The organism is Gordonia sp. HS-NH1 (assembly GCF_001418765.1).
Classification (GTDB): Bacteria; Actinomycetota; Actinomycetes; order Mycobacteriales; family Mycobacteriaceae; genus Gordonia.
Window position 1 is genome coordinate 374,285 of record NZ_LIYC01000001.1, and the last position, 13,998, is coordinate 388,282.

The window sequence follows — 13,998 nt, forward strand, 5'->3', positions numbered from 1 at the left end:
CCCGTTCGATGTTTAGATGAGCCATGTCGTTCGGGCTGCGCACGAGTTGGCTGCGCGTGGGTGTCATCGGTCTTGTCCTCGGCGTGATCGCTGGAGTGCTCGCGAGCGCGCCTCCCGCGCAGGCGGCACCCGGCCCGGGTTCACCGTTGCCGTCGGCCGATCCGTTCTACTCCTACGACGCGTCGCTGGCCGGGGTGGCACCCGGCGCGGTGCTCCGCAGCCGTCCCATGCAGTTCCGGACACCCACGATGTCCACACCGATCACCGGCTCGCAGGTGCTCTACCGCACCACCGACCAGTTCGGCGCGAGCGTGGTGACGGTGGCGACCGTGCTCCGGCCGCTGACCCCGGGTCCCACCCGCCTGGTCTCCTACCACATGGCGTACGACGCGCTCGGGTCCCAGTGCGACCCGTCGTACACCCTCAGCGGCGGGTACACCAACGGCACCGCGACCGCCGAACAGGGCGTCATCGCAGGCTATCTCGCTGCCGGTTACACCGTCGTGGTCCCCGACTACGAGGGCGAGAAGCTGCAGTGGACCATCGGCCGGCAGTCGGGATACGCCGCTCTCGACGGCGTCCGCGCCGCCCAATCGTTCCTGCGGCTGCCGCGATCGACCCCGGTCGGCCTGGTCGGTTACTCCGGCGGGTCGATCCCCACGCAGTTCGGAGCCGAGGTCGCGCCGCGGTACGCCCCCGAACTCAACATCGTGGGTGCGGCCGCGGGCGGTCTCCCCGTCGACCTCGCGCACAACCTGCCCTACATCAACGGCAGCGCGAAGTGGGCGGGCGTCATCCCCGCGCTGGTGGTCGCCTATCAGCGCACGTACCGTCTCGACACCTCGACCTTCCTCTCGGCGCGGGGCCGGCAGGTCGCCCAGGACGTCAGCGACGAGTGCATCTCCGAGTTCGCGTCGAAGTATGCGGGCCTCACGAGCGCGGACATGGTCAAGCCGCCGTACACCGGTTTGCTCGACGTGCCGCAGGTGGTGCGGGCGATCAACGACAACATCATGGGCCGTTCGGGCACTCCGTCGACAAAGATGCTCCTCGCGGTCGGTCATTACAACGCGATCGGCGACACCCTCATGATCACCGGCGATGTCATCGGCCTGGCGGACGAATACTGCTCGCGCGGAGTCGACATCACCTATCGGCAGCTCAACGGGCTGACGCATCAGGAGGCGTTCCTGCCGTTCGAGCCCCTCGCCCTGCAGTACCTCACGGAGAGGTTCGCGGGCACGCCGACGCACAGCAACTGCGGTTCGCTGCCACGCGGGAACAGCCTGGCACCGCTTCCGGTGCCCTGACCTCGTGGATCACCCCGGGAGCGTCTCACCGCCGATCGGCGCCAACACCTCGCCGGTGTAGTACGACGACAGCTGTTCGGCCGCGAAGAACACATACGACGGTGCGATCTCGTCGGGCTGGGCGGCGCGTCCCATCGGCGCCTGCGTGCCGAAGTCCTTGACCGCGTCGGCGGGCATCGTGGCCGGGATGAGCGGTGTCCACACTGGTCCCGGGGCCACGCAGTTCACCCGGATCTTCCGCTTCATCAGTGCCTGCGCCAGCGAATAGGTCAGCGCGAGAACAGCCCCCTTGGTCGCCGAATAGTCGATGAGGCTGTCGTTGCCGCGCAAGCCGTTGATCGACGACGTGTTGATGATGGCGCCGCCGCCGGTCAGATGCGGGACCGCCGCGCGGGTGGTGTGGAAGAAGCTGTCGATGTTGACGTCGAACGTCCGACGCCACTGCTCGGGCGTCAACTCCATGAAGTCGTCGACGATCTCCTGATAGGCGACGTTGTTCACCAGGATGTCCAACGCCCCGAGCTCGTCGACGGTCCGCTTCACAACGTCGGCACAGTGCGCCGGATCGGCGAGGTCGCCGCGGTAGGCCCGGGCCTGCCGTCCCTGCGCCTCGATGAGTTCGACGGTGTGCCGGGCGTCGTTGTCCTCTTCCAGATAGGCGATGGCGACGTCGGCGCCCTCCTTCGCGAAGGCGACCGCGACCGCCCGGCCGATACCCGAGTCACCACCCGTGATGAGCGCGGTCTTGCCCGCCAGCAGATCGCGACCGCGGTACTCGCGCATCTCGTCCCGCGGTCGGTCACCCATCTCATCGGTCTCACCGGGGTACGGGATCGTCTTCGCCACGTGCTCGGGGTTCTCGTCACTCATGTCCGACGTTTGCCCGCGCGGACGCGCGCGGAAACATTGCCACGCGCCCCGGGTCGGTGAGCGTCAGGGGTGCTCGTCCGGAATCTCCTGGTCGAGCTTCTCGTCGAGGGACTCCCCCTCGCGCTGTTCCCGCGCCGTCGTGCCGGCCCGGTCACTGGCCGACCAGTCCTCCGGCGGATCCATGCCTTCCTCGAGCGGGTCCTGACCGAGTCGGTCCTCGTCGAGGTCCTCGAAACCGGCCGTCGACGTCAGATCGGGGTTGATGCCCTCGGTTGCCGCCGTCGCGCTGTCACCCGCGTTCTCGGTGCCCATTCTCGTCCTCCTCGTCGTAACCGGGATCGGTGCCCGTTGCGGTCGGCGCCTCGATGCCGCCGGCCCGAGCTGCTCGCAGATACCCGGGTGACACCGGCCCGAAACGATCTCCGCGAGTCCGGCATCGGTGACACGACCAGGTCGATTCCCGCCCGGCGCGACGGCCAGGTAAGCTCATTTTTCGCCCGAGACCGCTGGCTTCCTTGTTGATTTGTGGTTTGTAGGGGTGAGGGTGACAGACGCCAACGATCACACCGCCGGCGAGTCCCGCATCAGTCACGTCGGCAGCTTTCGGTTCTTGTTCGACACCCAGGAGTGGGAGTGGTCCGACGAGGTCGCCGAGATGCACGGCTATAGGCCCGGTGAGGTGACTCCGACGACGGAGCTGATCGCCGGGCACAAGCACCCGGACGACAGGCAGTCGTTCGAGGAACTGCTCGCGACCATGCTCGACCGGCGGATTCCGTTCTCGAGCCGGCATCGCATCGTCGACACCGAGGGTCAGGTCCGTCACGTCGCTGTCGTCTCGCAGCAAGTCACCGACGAGTCCGGCACGGTCATCGGCGCGGAGGGCTTCTACCTCGACCTGACGGCGATCGAGGAGAAGGCCGTCAAGGACCGCGTCGACGAGCACGTCGCGCGGTTCCGGGAGCATCAGGGAGTCATCGAACAGGCCAAGGGCATGATCTCGCTGGCCTACGGCGTGAGCGCCGATCGTGCATTCGAGGTCATGCGGTGGCGGTCCCAGACGGCGAACGTCAAGGTGAACGAGCTCGCTCGGTCGATCGTCACCGGCGTCCACAAGTACGTGGTGTTGCCGGACCCGGTCCGGCAGTCCTTCGACCACCTGCTGCTCAACGCCCACCGGACGGACAAGCAGAGCTCTCCGCACTCGAACTCACACTGATCACCACGCCGTTCATCGCCCGGGGGCGGTTTCGCCGCCGGTGACCCGGGGTATCAGAGCCGCATGACAACTCGCCGGAGATCGGCGGTCGTCCCCGCGGCTCGCGAAGCCGCGATCGCGTAGGCCCGGTTGAGTAGACAGCCGTTCGGACCCGAGTGAACGGATGTGGCAGTGAGCAGTGGACAGCCCAGCGGAACAGCAACCCTCGAGACGGTGGGGGCGAGTACGACACGAGATCGGTCGGCGATGCCGACCGGTCTGCGCGCGCGGACGGGCGCCGGCGTCGCGCGTGTGCGCGTCGCGTCGGTGCCGCAGTCCCATGTGTACGTCCGCCACCTGTCCCCGCTCAACGGAACGGTCAGCAACCTCGACACCGGGCCGGTCTCGGTGATGCGCCTACCCGACCCGGAGCCCGCCGACGGCGCGACGGTTCCGGGCGGCTGGTGGCCTCCGCTGATGCTCGATCCCGCCTGGATCGCGGAGCATCACAACGAGTTCGACGTCTTCCACATCCATTTCGGGTTCGACGCCATCGAGCCGGCGGTGATGTCGGCGGTGGTCGACGAACTACGCGCACACGGCAAACCGCTCGTGTACACGCTGCACGATCTGCGCAATCCGCACCACCCCGAGCCGGGAGATCACGAAGCGGTCCTGGACATCCTGGTGCCCGCAGCCGACGAGGTCATCACGCTGACCCCCGGTGCGGCCGATGAGATCGCACGCCGCTGGCAGCGCGAGGCGACCGTTCTTCCCCATCCCCATGTCGTCCCGCCGGGACGGTTCGCCGCGCGCGGACCGCACACCGACGAGTTCGTCGTGGGCGTCCACGCCAAGAGCATCCGCGCCAACATGGACCCGTTGCCGGTGATCATGACCCTGCTCGAAGCGGCCGCCGACTACCCGGACATGACCGTCGCGATCAACCTGCACGAGGAAGTGTTCGTCCCGGGCACACACGCCTACAACCCCGACTTCGGCACGACCGCGCTGGCGCTGTCCCGGCATCCGTATGCGCGCGTGCGCGTCCACGACTACTTCACCGACGACGAGCTGTGGGACTACCTGCGGGGCCTGTCGGTATCGGTACTTCCGTACCGGTTCGGCACCCACTCGGGCTGGCTCGAGGCGTGCCACGATCTCGGCACCACCGTCATCGCGCCGAGTTGCGGCTACTACCACCAGCAACAGGACTGCCTGTCGTACGAGTTCACCGAGGACCGTTTCGATCCGGACTCGCTGGTTTCTGCTCTGGCACAGGCCTATACGACCCGGCCGTCGGCAGCCCTGTGGCCGGAACGACGCGCACAGCGCCGGTCTCTCGCCGACGACCACGCCGCCCTCTACACCCGGATCATGGATGCGTGACACCCTGAAGATCGCCATCGTCGCGTCGAGCCGCTATCCGATCGCACAGCCCTTCGCCGGCGGACTCGAGGCCCATGTCTGGCATCTCACGCGCGCCCTGACACTCGCCGGCCACGAGGTCACGCTGTTCGCGGGCGCGGGCAGCGACCTCCCGGTCGACTCGGATCGCCTGCGCGCGGAACTGTTCGAACCTTCCGCGGCCGCATGCTCGGATGTGTCGATGCCCCAGCTCGAAGCGCTGCAGGATCATCACTCGTATCTGTCGCTGATGCTCTCGTTCACCCGCAACCCGGGTGAATACGACGTGATCCACAACCACAGCCTGCACTATCTCCCGGTTGCCATGGGTCCGGCGGTACGGACGCCGATGGTCACGACGCTGCACACCCCGCCCACGCCGTGGCTCGAGTCGGCACTGGCCCTCGCGCCCGACACCCGCTGCGTAGCGGTCAGCAGGCACACAGCGCGGTCGTGGTCGCATGTGCTCGGCGAGATACCGGTGGTGCACAACGGTGTTCAGCTGGATCGCTGGCCTGCCGGTCCAGGTGGGGACGATCTGGTCTGGTTCGGTCGCTTCGTCCCGGAGAAGGGCGCGCACCTCGCCATCGAGGCCGCGCACCGTGCCGGTCGCCGGCTCCGGCTGGCCGGTCCGATCAGCGATGCGCGTTATTTTGAGCAGCACATCGCGCCATCGCTCGGCGACCTCGTCCACTACGAGGGTCACCTCCACCAGCACGACCTGGCCCGCCTTGTCGGTTCGTGCGGCGCGACGCTGGTCACCCCGGTCTGGGACGAGCCGTACGGCCTCGTGGTCGCGGAATCGCTCGCCTGCGGAACCCCGGTGGCGTGCTTCGCCCGCGGCGGCATCCCGGAGATCGTCGGCGACGACGCGGGCGTGCTGGTGCCGCCGGGCGACGTCGACGCGATGGCTCTCGCCGCGCAGGAGGCGCTCACCATCGACCGGCATCTCGTGCGACGCCGTGCCGAGGATCATTGCTCCGACACCGCGATGATCAACCGGTACACCGACATCTACGCCGATCTGGTCGCCGGACGTCCGCTGACCGGCACCGAGCCGCTCGCTCGGGAGGTACCGGTGTGATCGGCTACTACGTGCATCATCAGGGACGCGGCCACTGTTCGCGTGCCACCGCCATCGCCGGCCGCATCGGCACCGATGTCGTCGCGCTGACCAGCGCCCCGCTGTCCGATCCGGCGTTCAGCGAGGTGATCACCCTCGAGCGCGACGACGCCGAGCCGGAGCCGCGCGACGTCGACGCGGGCGGTCTGTTGCACTGGGCGCCACGACACGACGGCGGTCTGCGGACGCGTATGGCGCAACTGGCCGAGTTCGTCGCGGAACGCACCCCGGCGGCCGTCGTCGTCGACGTGTCGGTGGAGGTGACCCTGTTCCTCCGGCTGCTCGGGGTACCGGTGATCGTGACGGCGCAGCCCGGCATTCGCGACGACCTACCGCATCAGCTCGCCTACCGGGCGGCCGATGCGATCATCGCGCCCTGGCCCGCAGAGCTCTACCAGCCGGACTGGCTTCGAGAGCATCTGCCGAAGACGGTCTTCACCGGCGGCATCTCCCGTTTCGACGGGCGACTCCCCGTCTCGCACCCCACGTTCGCCACCGACGTCCTCGTCCTGACCGGTGCGGGCGGGGAACGCGGTGGACCGCACCCGGCGACCACCCTCGCCGACGAGCTTCCGGGCCGCACCGTCGTCGGGCTCGGTCCGGCCTTCGGAACCTGGGTCGACGACCCGTGGCCGTTCCTGTGCAGCGCCCGGGTCACCGTCATCGGCGCAGGTCAGGGGAGCGTCGCCGATGCCGCCGCGGCGGGCCGACCGGCCGTCGTGATCCCCGAGGACCGACCGTTCGCCGAACAGCGGGCAACCGGCAACACGCTCGCACGCTCCGAACTCGCACTCGTCACGTCGTCGTGGCCGGACGCCGAGAGCTGGCGGTCGATCCTCGACACCGTCGGGGACTCGGCGCCGGCGTGGTCGCGCTGGCAGACCGAGGGTGCCGCCGAGCGGGCCGCGCGGGCCATCGAAGCGGTCGCGCACCGATGACCGGCTCCCCCGCGGTGGTCGCGGTCATCACGATCGTGTCGGGGCGACACCTCCACCTGCGACGCCAGCTCGATGCATTCGCCCATTCGACCCACCGGCCCCGCATTCACATCATCGTGGCGATGGACGATCCGGTGATCGCCACGGTCGTCGAGGGACATCCGGTGCGCGTCATCCACTTCCGCAACGACGACCCGAGCACACTGCAACTCGCCGAGGCGCGCAACACGGGGGCGGCGGCCGCGATCGCGGCGGGAGCGACGATCCTGGTGTTCCTCGACGTCGACTGCATACCCGGCCCGGACATGCTCGAACGCTACCTGCGGTCCTGCGCGGCCACGCCGGACCTGACTCTCCTCTACTGCGGTCCGGTCACCTATCTGCCGTGTGACCAGCCGACCTTCGACGCCCGCGAACTCCCCCGGTTCACCGATCCACACCCGGCACGCCCGTCACCGAGATGCGGGCAGACCCAGCTGTCGTCGGAGCTGATGCTCTTCTGGTCGTTGTCGTTCGCCGTGCGGACCTGCGACTGGCTCGCCCTCGGCGGCTTCCACCCCGGTTACCGCGGTTACGGAGGTGAAGACACGGACTTCGCGATGTGCGCGCGCGACAACGGATTCCGGATCGCCTGGGTCGGCGGAGCGCACGCTTATCACCAGCACCACCCGGTCTCGAAGCCGCCCGTCGAGCACCTCGAGGACATCCTCCGCAACGCCCGGGTCTTCCACCGGCGCTGGGGCACGTGGCCCATGGAGGGATGGTTGCAGGCCTTCGCCGAGCGCGGCCTGGCCGCCTACGACGCCGCCGGCGATGACTGGCGACCGGTCAGCGGCGAAATTTCGAGAACGCGATGACGACGCCTCGGGACGCGGCGTCCGGGCCCGGTTCGTCGTAGGTGATCGTGTGGGTGTCGGTGACGGTCTGCACGATCCGCCATCCGAACGTCGACTGCTTGAGGGTCACGTCCCCGAGGAGCTCGCCACGGATCTCACCGATCACGCCCTGCGACGACAGGTACAGGGTGAGCTCGATCGACGATCCCTCGGCGGCGGCGGAGATGATCTGCGAGCAGATCTCATCCACGGCCACCTTCGCGTCGATGACGTCGTCGAGCGCCCAGTCATCGACGTAGAGCGCGGTCTCGACCAGGGCGCGCACGAGTGCGAGACGATCGGTGGCGGCCGGCACCCGCAGCACCGTCGGCGTACCGCCGGCGATCGATAGCTGGGAGGTCGCATCGGAATCGGTCATCAAATGAGTCTTCTTCGCCCGTTGATTGGTGGTGCCGATCTCGGCTGGTCTGGTCATGAGTGCCCCGTGATTCCGTGTTCCAAACCGCGGCTCGAGTGAGTGGCCGCGCCCGTCAGTGCCCCCAACACGTCTCGACACGGTAGCAGAGCTCCGGCCGGCGGTCGGATTCGATGAGATGCACGTCTCGGTACGTCCCATTTCCGACGAAGGTGTCGGTACGTCGACGTTTCATCTCCGGCCTGTGGCGGTACACCGAGCGCACCGAGGTCGGTTGCCCAGCACGCCGACCACCGAACCACCACCAGACAGCGCAGGGAGTGCACCATGCCAGATCTGACACCCGAACGAGAAATCGCCTCACGAGAGGCCATCGCCCGCCGCCCGGCACGAAAGTCACGAGGACTGAAGGCCATCGGCCTCCTCGGCTTCGTCTGCGTCGGACTCATGCTGGTGCTCGCAGGCCTCGCGATCGCCGCCGGAGCAGGCGACCGCGATGCGACCGTGTGGCTGGCGATCGGCGCCGTCCTGGTCGGGCTGTTGGCGATCGGCCTGCTCATCAGCAGCCGCGTCCTGCTTCGACGTCGCGCGGCCAGGGACGGCGATCGGGCCCATCAGGACCCGATCCAGCCGGAGACGACCGCCGAGGAAGCCGAACGGTACGAGGAGCGCTTCCACGACTTCCCGGTGGAACACGCCGGCAAGCGGGAGCGAGGACGCGACGACCGCCTGGAAGAGATGCAGGACGAGAGTCGTCGAGGAAACGACGGAAAGGCCTGAGCATGCGTGCAGTGACCTGGCAGGGCAAACGACAGGTGTCGGTCGACACCGTGCCCGACCCGAAGATCATCGAGCCCACCGACGCCATCATCAAGATCACCTCGACCAACATCTGCGGATCCGACCTGCACCTGTACGAAGTGCTCGGCCCGTTCATGCAGGCCGGTGACATCCTCGGACACGAGCCGATGGGGATCGTCGAAGAGGTCGGCAAGGACACCGGCGATCTCCGCGTCGGCGACCGGGTGGTCATTCCATTCCAGATCGCCTGCGGCACATGTCTTTTCTGTCATGACGGTCTCATGACGCAATGCGAGACGACCCGCGTCACCGACCAGGGGACGGGCGCGGCACTGTTCGGGTACTCGCAGCTCTACGGGTCGGTGCCCGGCGGGCAAGCCGAGTATCTCCGCGTGCCCCAGGCCCAGTTCACACACATCAAGGTGCCGCTGGAGAAGCCCGACTCGCGCTATGTGTACCTGTCGGACGTGCTGCCGACGGCTTGGCAGGCCGTGGCCTACGCCGAGATCCCGCGGGGCGGAACCGTCACCGTGCTGGGTCTCGGCCCCATCGGCGACATGGCCGCCCGTATCGCCGCCCACCAGGGCGCGCGGGTGATCGGCGTCGATCGCGTGCCCGAACGGCTGGCACGGGCCGAGGCCCGTGGCGTCGAGACGGTGAACTTCGACGCGGTCGACAACGTGGGCGATCCCATCCGCGACCTGACGGGCGGCCTGGGCACCGATTCCGTCATCGACGCCGTCGGCATGGAGGCCCATGGATCACCGATCAACAAGGCGCTGCAGAGCGTGGTCGGACTGCTACCGGATGCGGTGGCCCGCAAGGCGATGTCCGAGATGGGCACCGACCGGCTGGGTGCGCTGTACTCCGCGATCGACATCGTCAAGCGCGGCGGGACGATCTCGCTCTCCGGGGTCTACGGCGGCGCGGCCGACCCGCTCCCCATGCTGACCATGTTCGACAAGCAGATCCGGCTCCACATGGGTCAGGCGAACGTCAAGAGGTGGGTCGACGACATCATGCCGCTGCTCACCGACGACGATCCGCTGGGCGTGGACACCTTCGCCACCCACGAACTTCCGCTGGAGGAGGCCCCGCAGGCCTACGAGACCTTCCAGCAGAAGAAGGACGGCATGGTCAAGGTGATCCTCAAGCCGTGACGCCCGGAGGCGTGCCGCGGCCCTTGGTGGCGGCACGCCCGGCATCGGCCTGCACGTCGTCGCCGTCCGGACCCTCGACGACGACCTCTGCGCGCAAGGTCTCGATGATTCGTGTCAGCAATCGCGACACATGCATCTGCGAGATGCCCACCTCGCGTGCGATCTCACTCTGCGACATCGATTTGAAGAATCGAAGCGTGAGAATCGTGCGTTCTCGTTCGGTGAGCCGTTCCAGTGCCGGCTGCAGCGTCACGAATTCCTCGACCAGCTCCAGGCGCGAGTCCTCGTCGCCGAGTGTGTCGGCCAGAGTCCATCCGTCGGTCGAGGAGCCGGCTTCGGCGTCGATCGAACTCGCGGTGTAGGCCGACCGCGCGACCATCCCCTCGATCACCTCGCTGACGGGCAGGTCGAGGTGTTGGGCGATCTCACTCGGGCGCGGCGACCGTCCGAGCGACTGCAGCAACTCCTCACTCGCCTTGGCGATGTTGAGGGAGGCCTCTTGCGCCCGGCGAGGCACCCGGATGGACCAGGTGCTGTCGCGGAAGTAGCGCTTCACCTCCCCCATGACGGTCGGCACCGCGAAGGCGAGGAAGTTGTTGCCGCGCTCGACGTCGAAACGGTCGACAGCGTGCATGAGCCCGATCCGCGCCACCTGACGCAGATCGTCGATGGGCTCGCCGCGTTCGGAAAAGCGCCTGGCGACATGGTCTGCCAGTGGCAGACACCTCGCGATGACGTCTTCCCGTAGCCGGGTACGGCGATCGTCGTCCACCTCGTCGCGCATCGCGCGGAGAGACGGCAGGACATCGCTGTAGTCGTCGTGATCGCCCCGGTCACCCGACGCCATTCTCACCACCAGACTTCGCATACAGCTCGAGATTCGATGCGCAGACCTCGTGTCGCATCCGAAACAGGAATGATGTGCGCACCGGTTTCGACGCATATCCGAGTCCAGCCAACCACGGTCTCCCGACTGCGTCCAGCTGCGCCGGGCCGGGACTGGTCAGAGCAGCCGTGTGGCAGGAAGGCACCGCACAAAAGCCGCCGAACTCGGCACAACCTTGTACCTACTGCGTCGGCAACGTAGGGTGGGAAATGCGGTTCAGGTAGAAGCTGCGTTCCAAGTGACAGGCGCCCAGGGCCTCATCGCTTCCCACCATCACGGTCAATTCTGCACACAGACATTCGTGAACTTGGGTTGCTCCGCTTCGATTCGCCGGAGTAGCAACGCTTTCGACCCAAGAGGTGACGGTCGGCCACACGACGCATCTTACTGAAACGAGAACACCATGAGTCTCACTTCCTCGACCACTTTTCGGTCAGCATTCGATCCCACTCAAGAACCCGAGGCGAAGGCACATTCGCGCCAGTTTGTCTCACCGAATTCCTATTGCGTGCAGGGATTCTCGGGCAGCGTCGATCGCGACTCGGCGGCCGATTTCGCCGCCGCACTCGACCGTGTCAGCAGCGGAACCGTCGACGGCATCGTCCTCGATTTCTCCGGATTGAACTTCTTCGGAACCGTCGGGCTGGTGCTCCTGCGTTCGTTCATCGACGACGCCGGCCGCCGTTTCATCCCGGTCGTGGTCGTCGGTGGTCGCACCGTCACCCGTCCGCTGGAACTCTGCGGAATGGCGCCCTATGTCAAGGTTTTCGAGACGATCGAGGACGCCGGGCGCGCCTTGACGCAGGATCGGGTCGGTCCGAGCACGATGGAATTCACCGTCCCCGAGTAACCGACCCCCGGAGGTGCGAGGAGCCTCGAAGGGTCACCGGTTGGTGGTGACCAGGCGGGCCACCTCGACCAGCTTCGTGTTCGATTCCTGCGACAGCTGCTTCAACAGGTCGAACGCGGCGACCGCGTCGATGTCGAACCGTTCCATCAGCATGCCCTTGGCCTGGCCGATGACATCCCGGTTGGCCAGGGCGCTGTGGAACTGGTTGTCCTTCTTCACCTTGTTCCAGGCGAGGGCGGCGTGCGTCGCGAAGACCACGCCGATGTCCTCGGCATGGAGATCGAAGGCCCGCGGTCGGCCGGCAAAGAGGTTCAGCGCACCGATCGCGGTCGTGTCGGCGAAGAGCTGGAACGACAGCACCGAGCGGATTGGGGTCTCGGCCAGCGCCCGGCGCAGGTACCCGGGCCAGCGCGTCTCCTTCTCGAGGTCGTCGACGCGAACGATCCGGTCACCGATCGCTGCCGAAATACAGGGCCCTTCACCGAGTTCCGCCTGAATCCGGTCGTGCACATCGGCCACGTCGTGCGTCGATCCGAACGATTCGATCGATCTCCGCCGGGTGGCGACCGTGAGTCCCGCGTACTCGACGCCGGGAATGTCGACCAGTGCGTTCTCGACGATCGTCTTGGCGACCTGCTCGTCGGAGTCGTCTCCGTGCAGCTCACGCGCCAGCTCCGCGATCTTGCGGTGGACGTCCTCGTCAGACCGATCGGTCATGGTCGAGCTCCTTCCGACGCCCGACCCGAAACGCAACGGTCGCGGACGCGCGTTTCTCGACGTGCTGAACCAAACGTAGCCCAGTGTTCGATTCCCCGTGGGCGCCCGGCGGCAGCCGTCCGATCCCGTGCGAGCGATCAGGTCTCCCTCAGCGGAACGCCGACGCTCCGGTGAGTGCGCGGCCGATGGTGAGCTGGTGGACCTCGGACGTCCCCTCGTAGGTGAGCACCGACTCCAGGTTGTTGGCGTGCCGGATCACCGGGTACTCGAGGGTGATGCCGTTCGCTCCCAGGATCGTTCGGCATTCGCGAGCGATCGCGATCGCCTCCCTGGTGTTGTTCAGTTTGCCGACGCTGACCTGCTCGGGGGTGAGTTCGCCGCGGTCCTTCAACCGACCGAGGTGATAAGCCAGCAGGTGGCCCTTGCCCACCTCGAGCGCCATGTCGGCGATCTTGGTCTGGGTGATCTGGTATCCGGCCAGCGGCTTGTCGAACACCTCGCGCGACTGCGCGTAGTCGATGGCGACCTCGAGGCAGTCGCGAGCGGCGCCGATCGCCCCGAAGATGATGCCGAATCGCGCCTCGCCGAGCGCGGTCAGCGGACCGCGCAGGCCTTCCGCGCCGGGCAGCATCGCCGACGCGGGGAGCCGGACATCGTCGAAGACGAGCTCCGAGGTGACCGAGGCGCGCAACGACATCTTCTTGGTGATCTCCGGCGCCGAGAAGCCCGGCGTGTCGGTGGGGACCACGAATCCGCGGATGCCGCCGGGACTGTCGGCGAGATCGGTCTGCGCCCACACCACGGCGACGTCGGCGATCGAACCGTTGGTGATCCACATCTTCGTCCCGTTGAGCACCCAGTCCTCGCCGTCGCGCTTCGCGTGGGTGCGCATGCCTGACGGGTTCGAGCCGAAGTCGGGCTCGGTCAGGCCGAAACAGCCGATCGCCTCGCCCGCCGCCATCCGCGGCAGCCACTCGTTCTTCTGCTCCTCCGACCCCCAGTGGTGGATGGAGAACATCGCGAGCGACCCCTGCACCGACACCAGACTCCGGATTCCGGAGTCGACGGCCTCGAGTTCCAGGCAGGCCAGCCCGTACGACATCGCGCTCATCCCGGGGCAGCCGTAACCGTCCAGGTGCATGCCCAGCGCGCCGAGCTCACCGAGTTCGCGGGCGATCTCGCGGACGGGCAGCTGGGCTTCGGAGAACCAGTCGGCGATGTGCGGGCGCAACTTCGACGCAGCGAAGTCCCGCACGTTCTCGCGGATGGCGATCTCGTCGGCGTCGAGCAACGAGTCCAGGGCGAAGAGCTGGGGCACCGTACTGGGGCGGGACATCGAAGACCTCCGTCGAGAGTCGGGCGACCGGGCGGACCCACGCCGCCGCGAGAACGTTTGCACGAACGTTTGCATCGCCTAAGGTAGGTGTTCTGCCGTCGTCGGTCAATGCACGAACCCGGGCCGCGGCACCGGACAGAGGGCACCGGAC

Annotated in this window: 15 protein-coding genes; 9 read left to right on the top strand and 6 right to left on the bottom strand. The window is 67.4% G+C overall.

All coding sequences use genetic code 11. The features are described from left to right. The first annotated feature begins 23 nt into the window (after positions 1-23). Complete coding sequence (locus tag AMD30_RS01590; RefSeq protein WP_055474489.1) at positions 24-1,310, top strand: lipase family protein; 1,287 nt, start codon at positions 24-26, stop codon at positions 1,308-1,310. A 9-nt stretch (positions 1,311-1,319) separates the two neighbouring features. Here the strand turns inward: AMD30_RS01590 and AMD30_RS01595 are convergent, their stop codons facing one another. Next, on the bottom strand, positions 1,320-2,180 hold the full coding sequence (locus tag AMD30_RS01595; RefSeq protein WP_055474490.1) for a glucose 1-dehydrogenase: 861 nt from the start codon (positions 2,178-2,180) through the stop codon (positions 1,320-1,322). A 63-nt stretch (positions 2,181-2,243) separates the two neighbouring features. Beyond that, positions 2,244-2,492, bottom strand: coding sequence for a hypothetical protein (locus AMD30_RS01600; protein WP_055474491.1), 249 nt, complete (start codon positions 2,490-2,492; stop codon positions 2,244-2,246). Positions 2,493-2,724: 232 nt separating this feature from the next. On the opposite strand from AMD30_RS01600, the gene AMD30_RS01605 reads away from it, so the two are divergent. From AMD30_RS01605 to AMD30_RS01625, 5 genes are all read left to right on the top strand, one after another. Further along, positions 2,725-3,399 carry a PAS and ANTAR domain-containing protein gene (locus tag AMD30_RS01605; protein ID WP_055474492.1) on the top strand — a complete coding sequence of 225 codons (675 nt, stop codon included), beginning with the start codon at positions 2,725-2,727 and terminating at the stop codon, positions 3,397-3,399. A gap of 246 nt (positions 3,400-3,645) precedes the next feature. Further along, positions 3,646-4,767, top strand: a complete 1,122-nt coding sequence (locus AMD30_RS01610) for a glycosyltransferase (RefSeq protein ID WP_055474493.1) — start codon at positions 3,646-3,648, stop codon at positions 4,765-4,767. Then, positions 4,760-5,869, top strand: a complete 1,110-nt coding sequence (locus AMD30_RS01615; protein ID WP_055474494.1) for a glycosyltransferase family 4 protein — start codon at positions 4,760-4,762, stop codon at positions 5,867-5,869. The genes AMD30_RS01610 and AMD30_RS01615 overlap by 8 nt, the downstream gene beginning before the upstream one ends. Continuing rightward, entirely contained in the window at positions 5,866-6,846 is a 981-nt protein-coding gene (locus tag AMD30_RS01620; protein WP_055474495.1) for a hypothetical protein, read from the top strand. The genes AMD30_RS01615 and AMD30_RS01620 overlap by 4 nt, the downstream gene beginning before the upstream one ends. Further along, complete coding sequence (locus tag AMD30_RS01625) at positions 6,843-7,703, top strand: glycosyltransferase family 2 protein (protein WP_055474496.1); 861 nt, start codon at positions 6,843-6,845, stop codon at positions 7,701-7,703. Before AMD30_RS01620 ends, AMD30_RS01625 begins: the two co-directional genes overlap by 4 nt. Here the strand turns inward: AMD30_RS01625 and AMD30_RS01630 are convergent. Then, positions 7,675-8,100, bottom strand: a complete 426-nt coding sequence (locus AMD30_RS01630; RefSeq protein WP_035717392.1) for an anti-sigma factor — start codon at positions 8,098-8,100, stop codon at positions 7,675-7,677. The genes AMD30_RS01625 and AMD30_RS01630 overlap by 29 nt on opposite strands. Before the next feature lie 324 nt (positions 8,101-8,424). On the opposite strand from AMD30_RS01630, the gene AMD30_RS01635 reads away from it, so the two are divergent. Then, a complete protein-coding gene (locus AMD30_RS01635) occupies positions 8,425-8,877 on the top strand; it encodes a hypothetical protein (RefSeq protein WP_055474497.1) in 453 nt (150 codons plus the stop codon). Positions 8,878-8,879: 2 nt separating this feature from the next. Beyond that, positions 8,880-10,058 carry a zinc-dependent alcohol dehydrogenase gene (locus AMD30_RS01640; protein ID WP_055474498.1) on the top strand — a complete coding sequence of 393 codons (1,179 nt, stop codon included), beginning with the start codon at positions 8,880-8,882 and terminating at the stop codon, positions 10,056-10,058. Here AMD30_RS01640 and AMD30_RS01645 read toward each other — a convergent pair. Continuing rightward, entirely contained in the window at positions 10,048-10,905 is an 858-nt protein-coding gene (locus AMD30_RS01645; protein WP_055474499.1) for a SigB/SigF/SigG family RNA polymerase sigma factor, read from the bottom strand. The genes AMD30_RS01640 and AMD30_RS01645 overlap by 11 nt on opposite strands. Positions 10,906-11,347: 442 nt before the next feature. On the opposite strand from AMD30_RS01645, the gene AMD30_RS01650 reads away from it, so the two are divergent. Continuing rightward, on the top strand, positions 11,348-11,794 hold the full coding sequence (locus tag AMD30_RS01650; protein WP_055474500.1) for an STAS domain-containing protein: 447 nt from the start codon (positions 11,348-11,350) through the stop codon (positions 11,792-11,794). A 33-nt stretch (positions 11,795-11,827) separates the two neighbouring features. Here AMD30_RS01650 and AMD30_RS01655 read toward each other — a convergent pair whose 3' ends face one another. Beyond that, the gene (locus AMD30_RS01655) at positions 11,828-12,511 is read right to left on the bottom strand and encodes a GAF and ANTAR domain-containing protein (RefSeq protein ID WP_055474501.1); all 684 of its coding nucleotides are present in this window, start codon (positions 12,509-12,511) and stop codon (positions 11,828-11,830) included. Positions 12,512-12,659: 148 nt separating this feature from the next. Further along, positions 12,660-13,847, bottom strand: coding sequence for an acyl-CoA dehydrogenase family protein (locus AMD30_RS01660; RefSeq protein WP_055474502.1), 1,188 nt, complete (start codon positions 13,845-13,847; stop codon positions 12,660-12,662). Between the last annotated feature and the right edge of the window lie 151 nt (positions 13,848-13,998).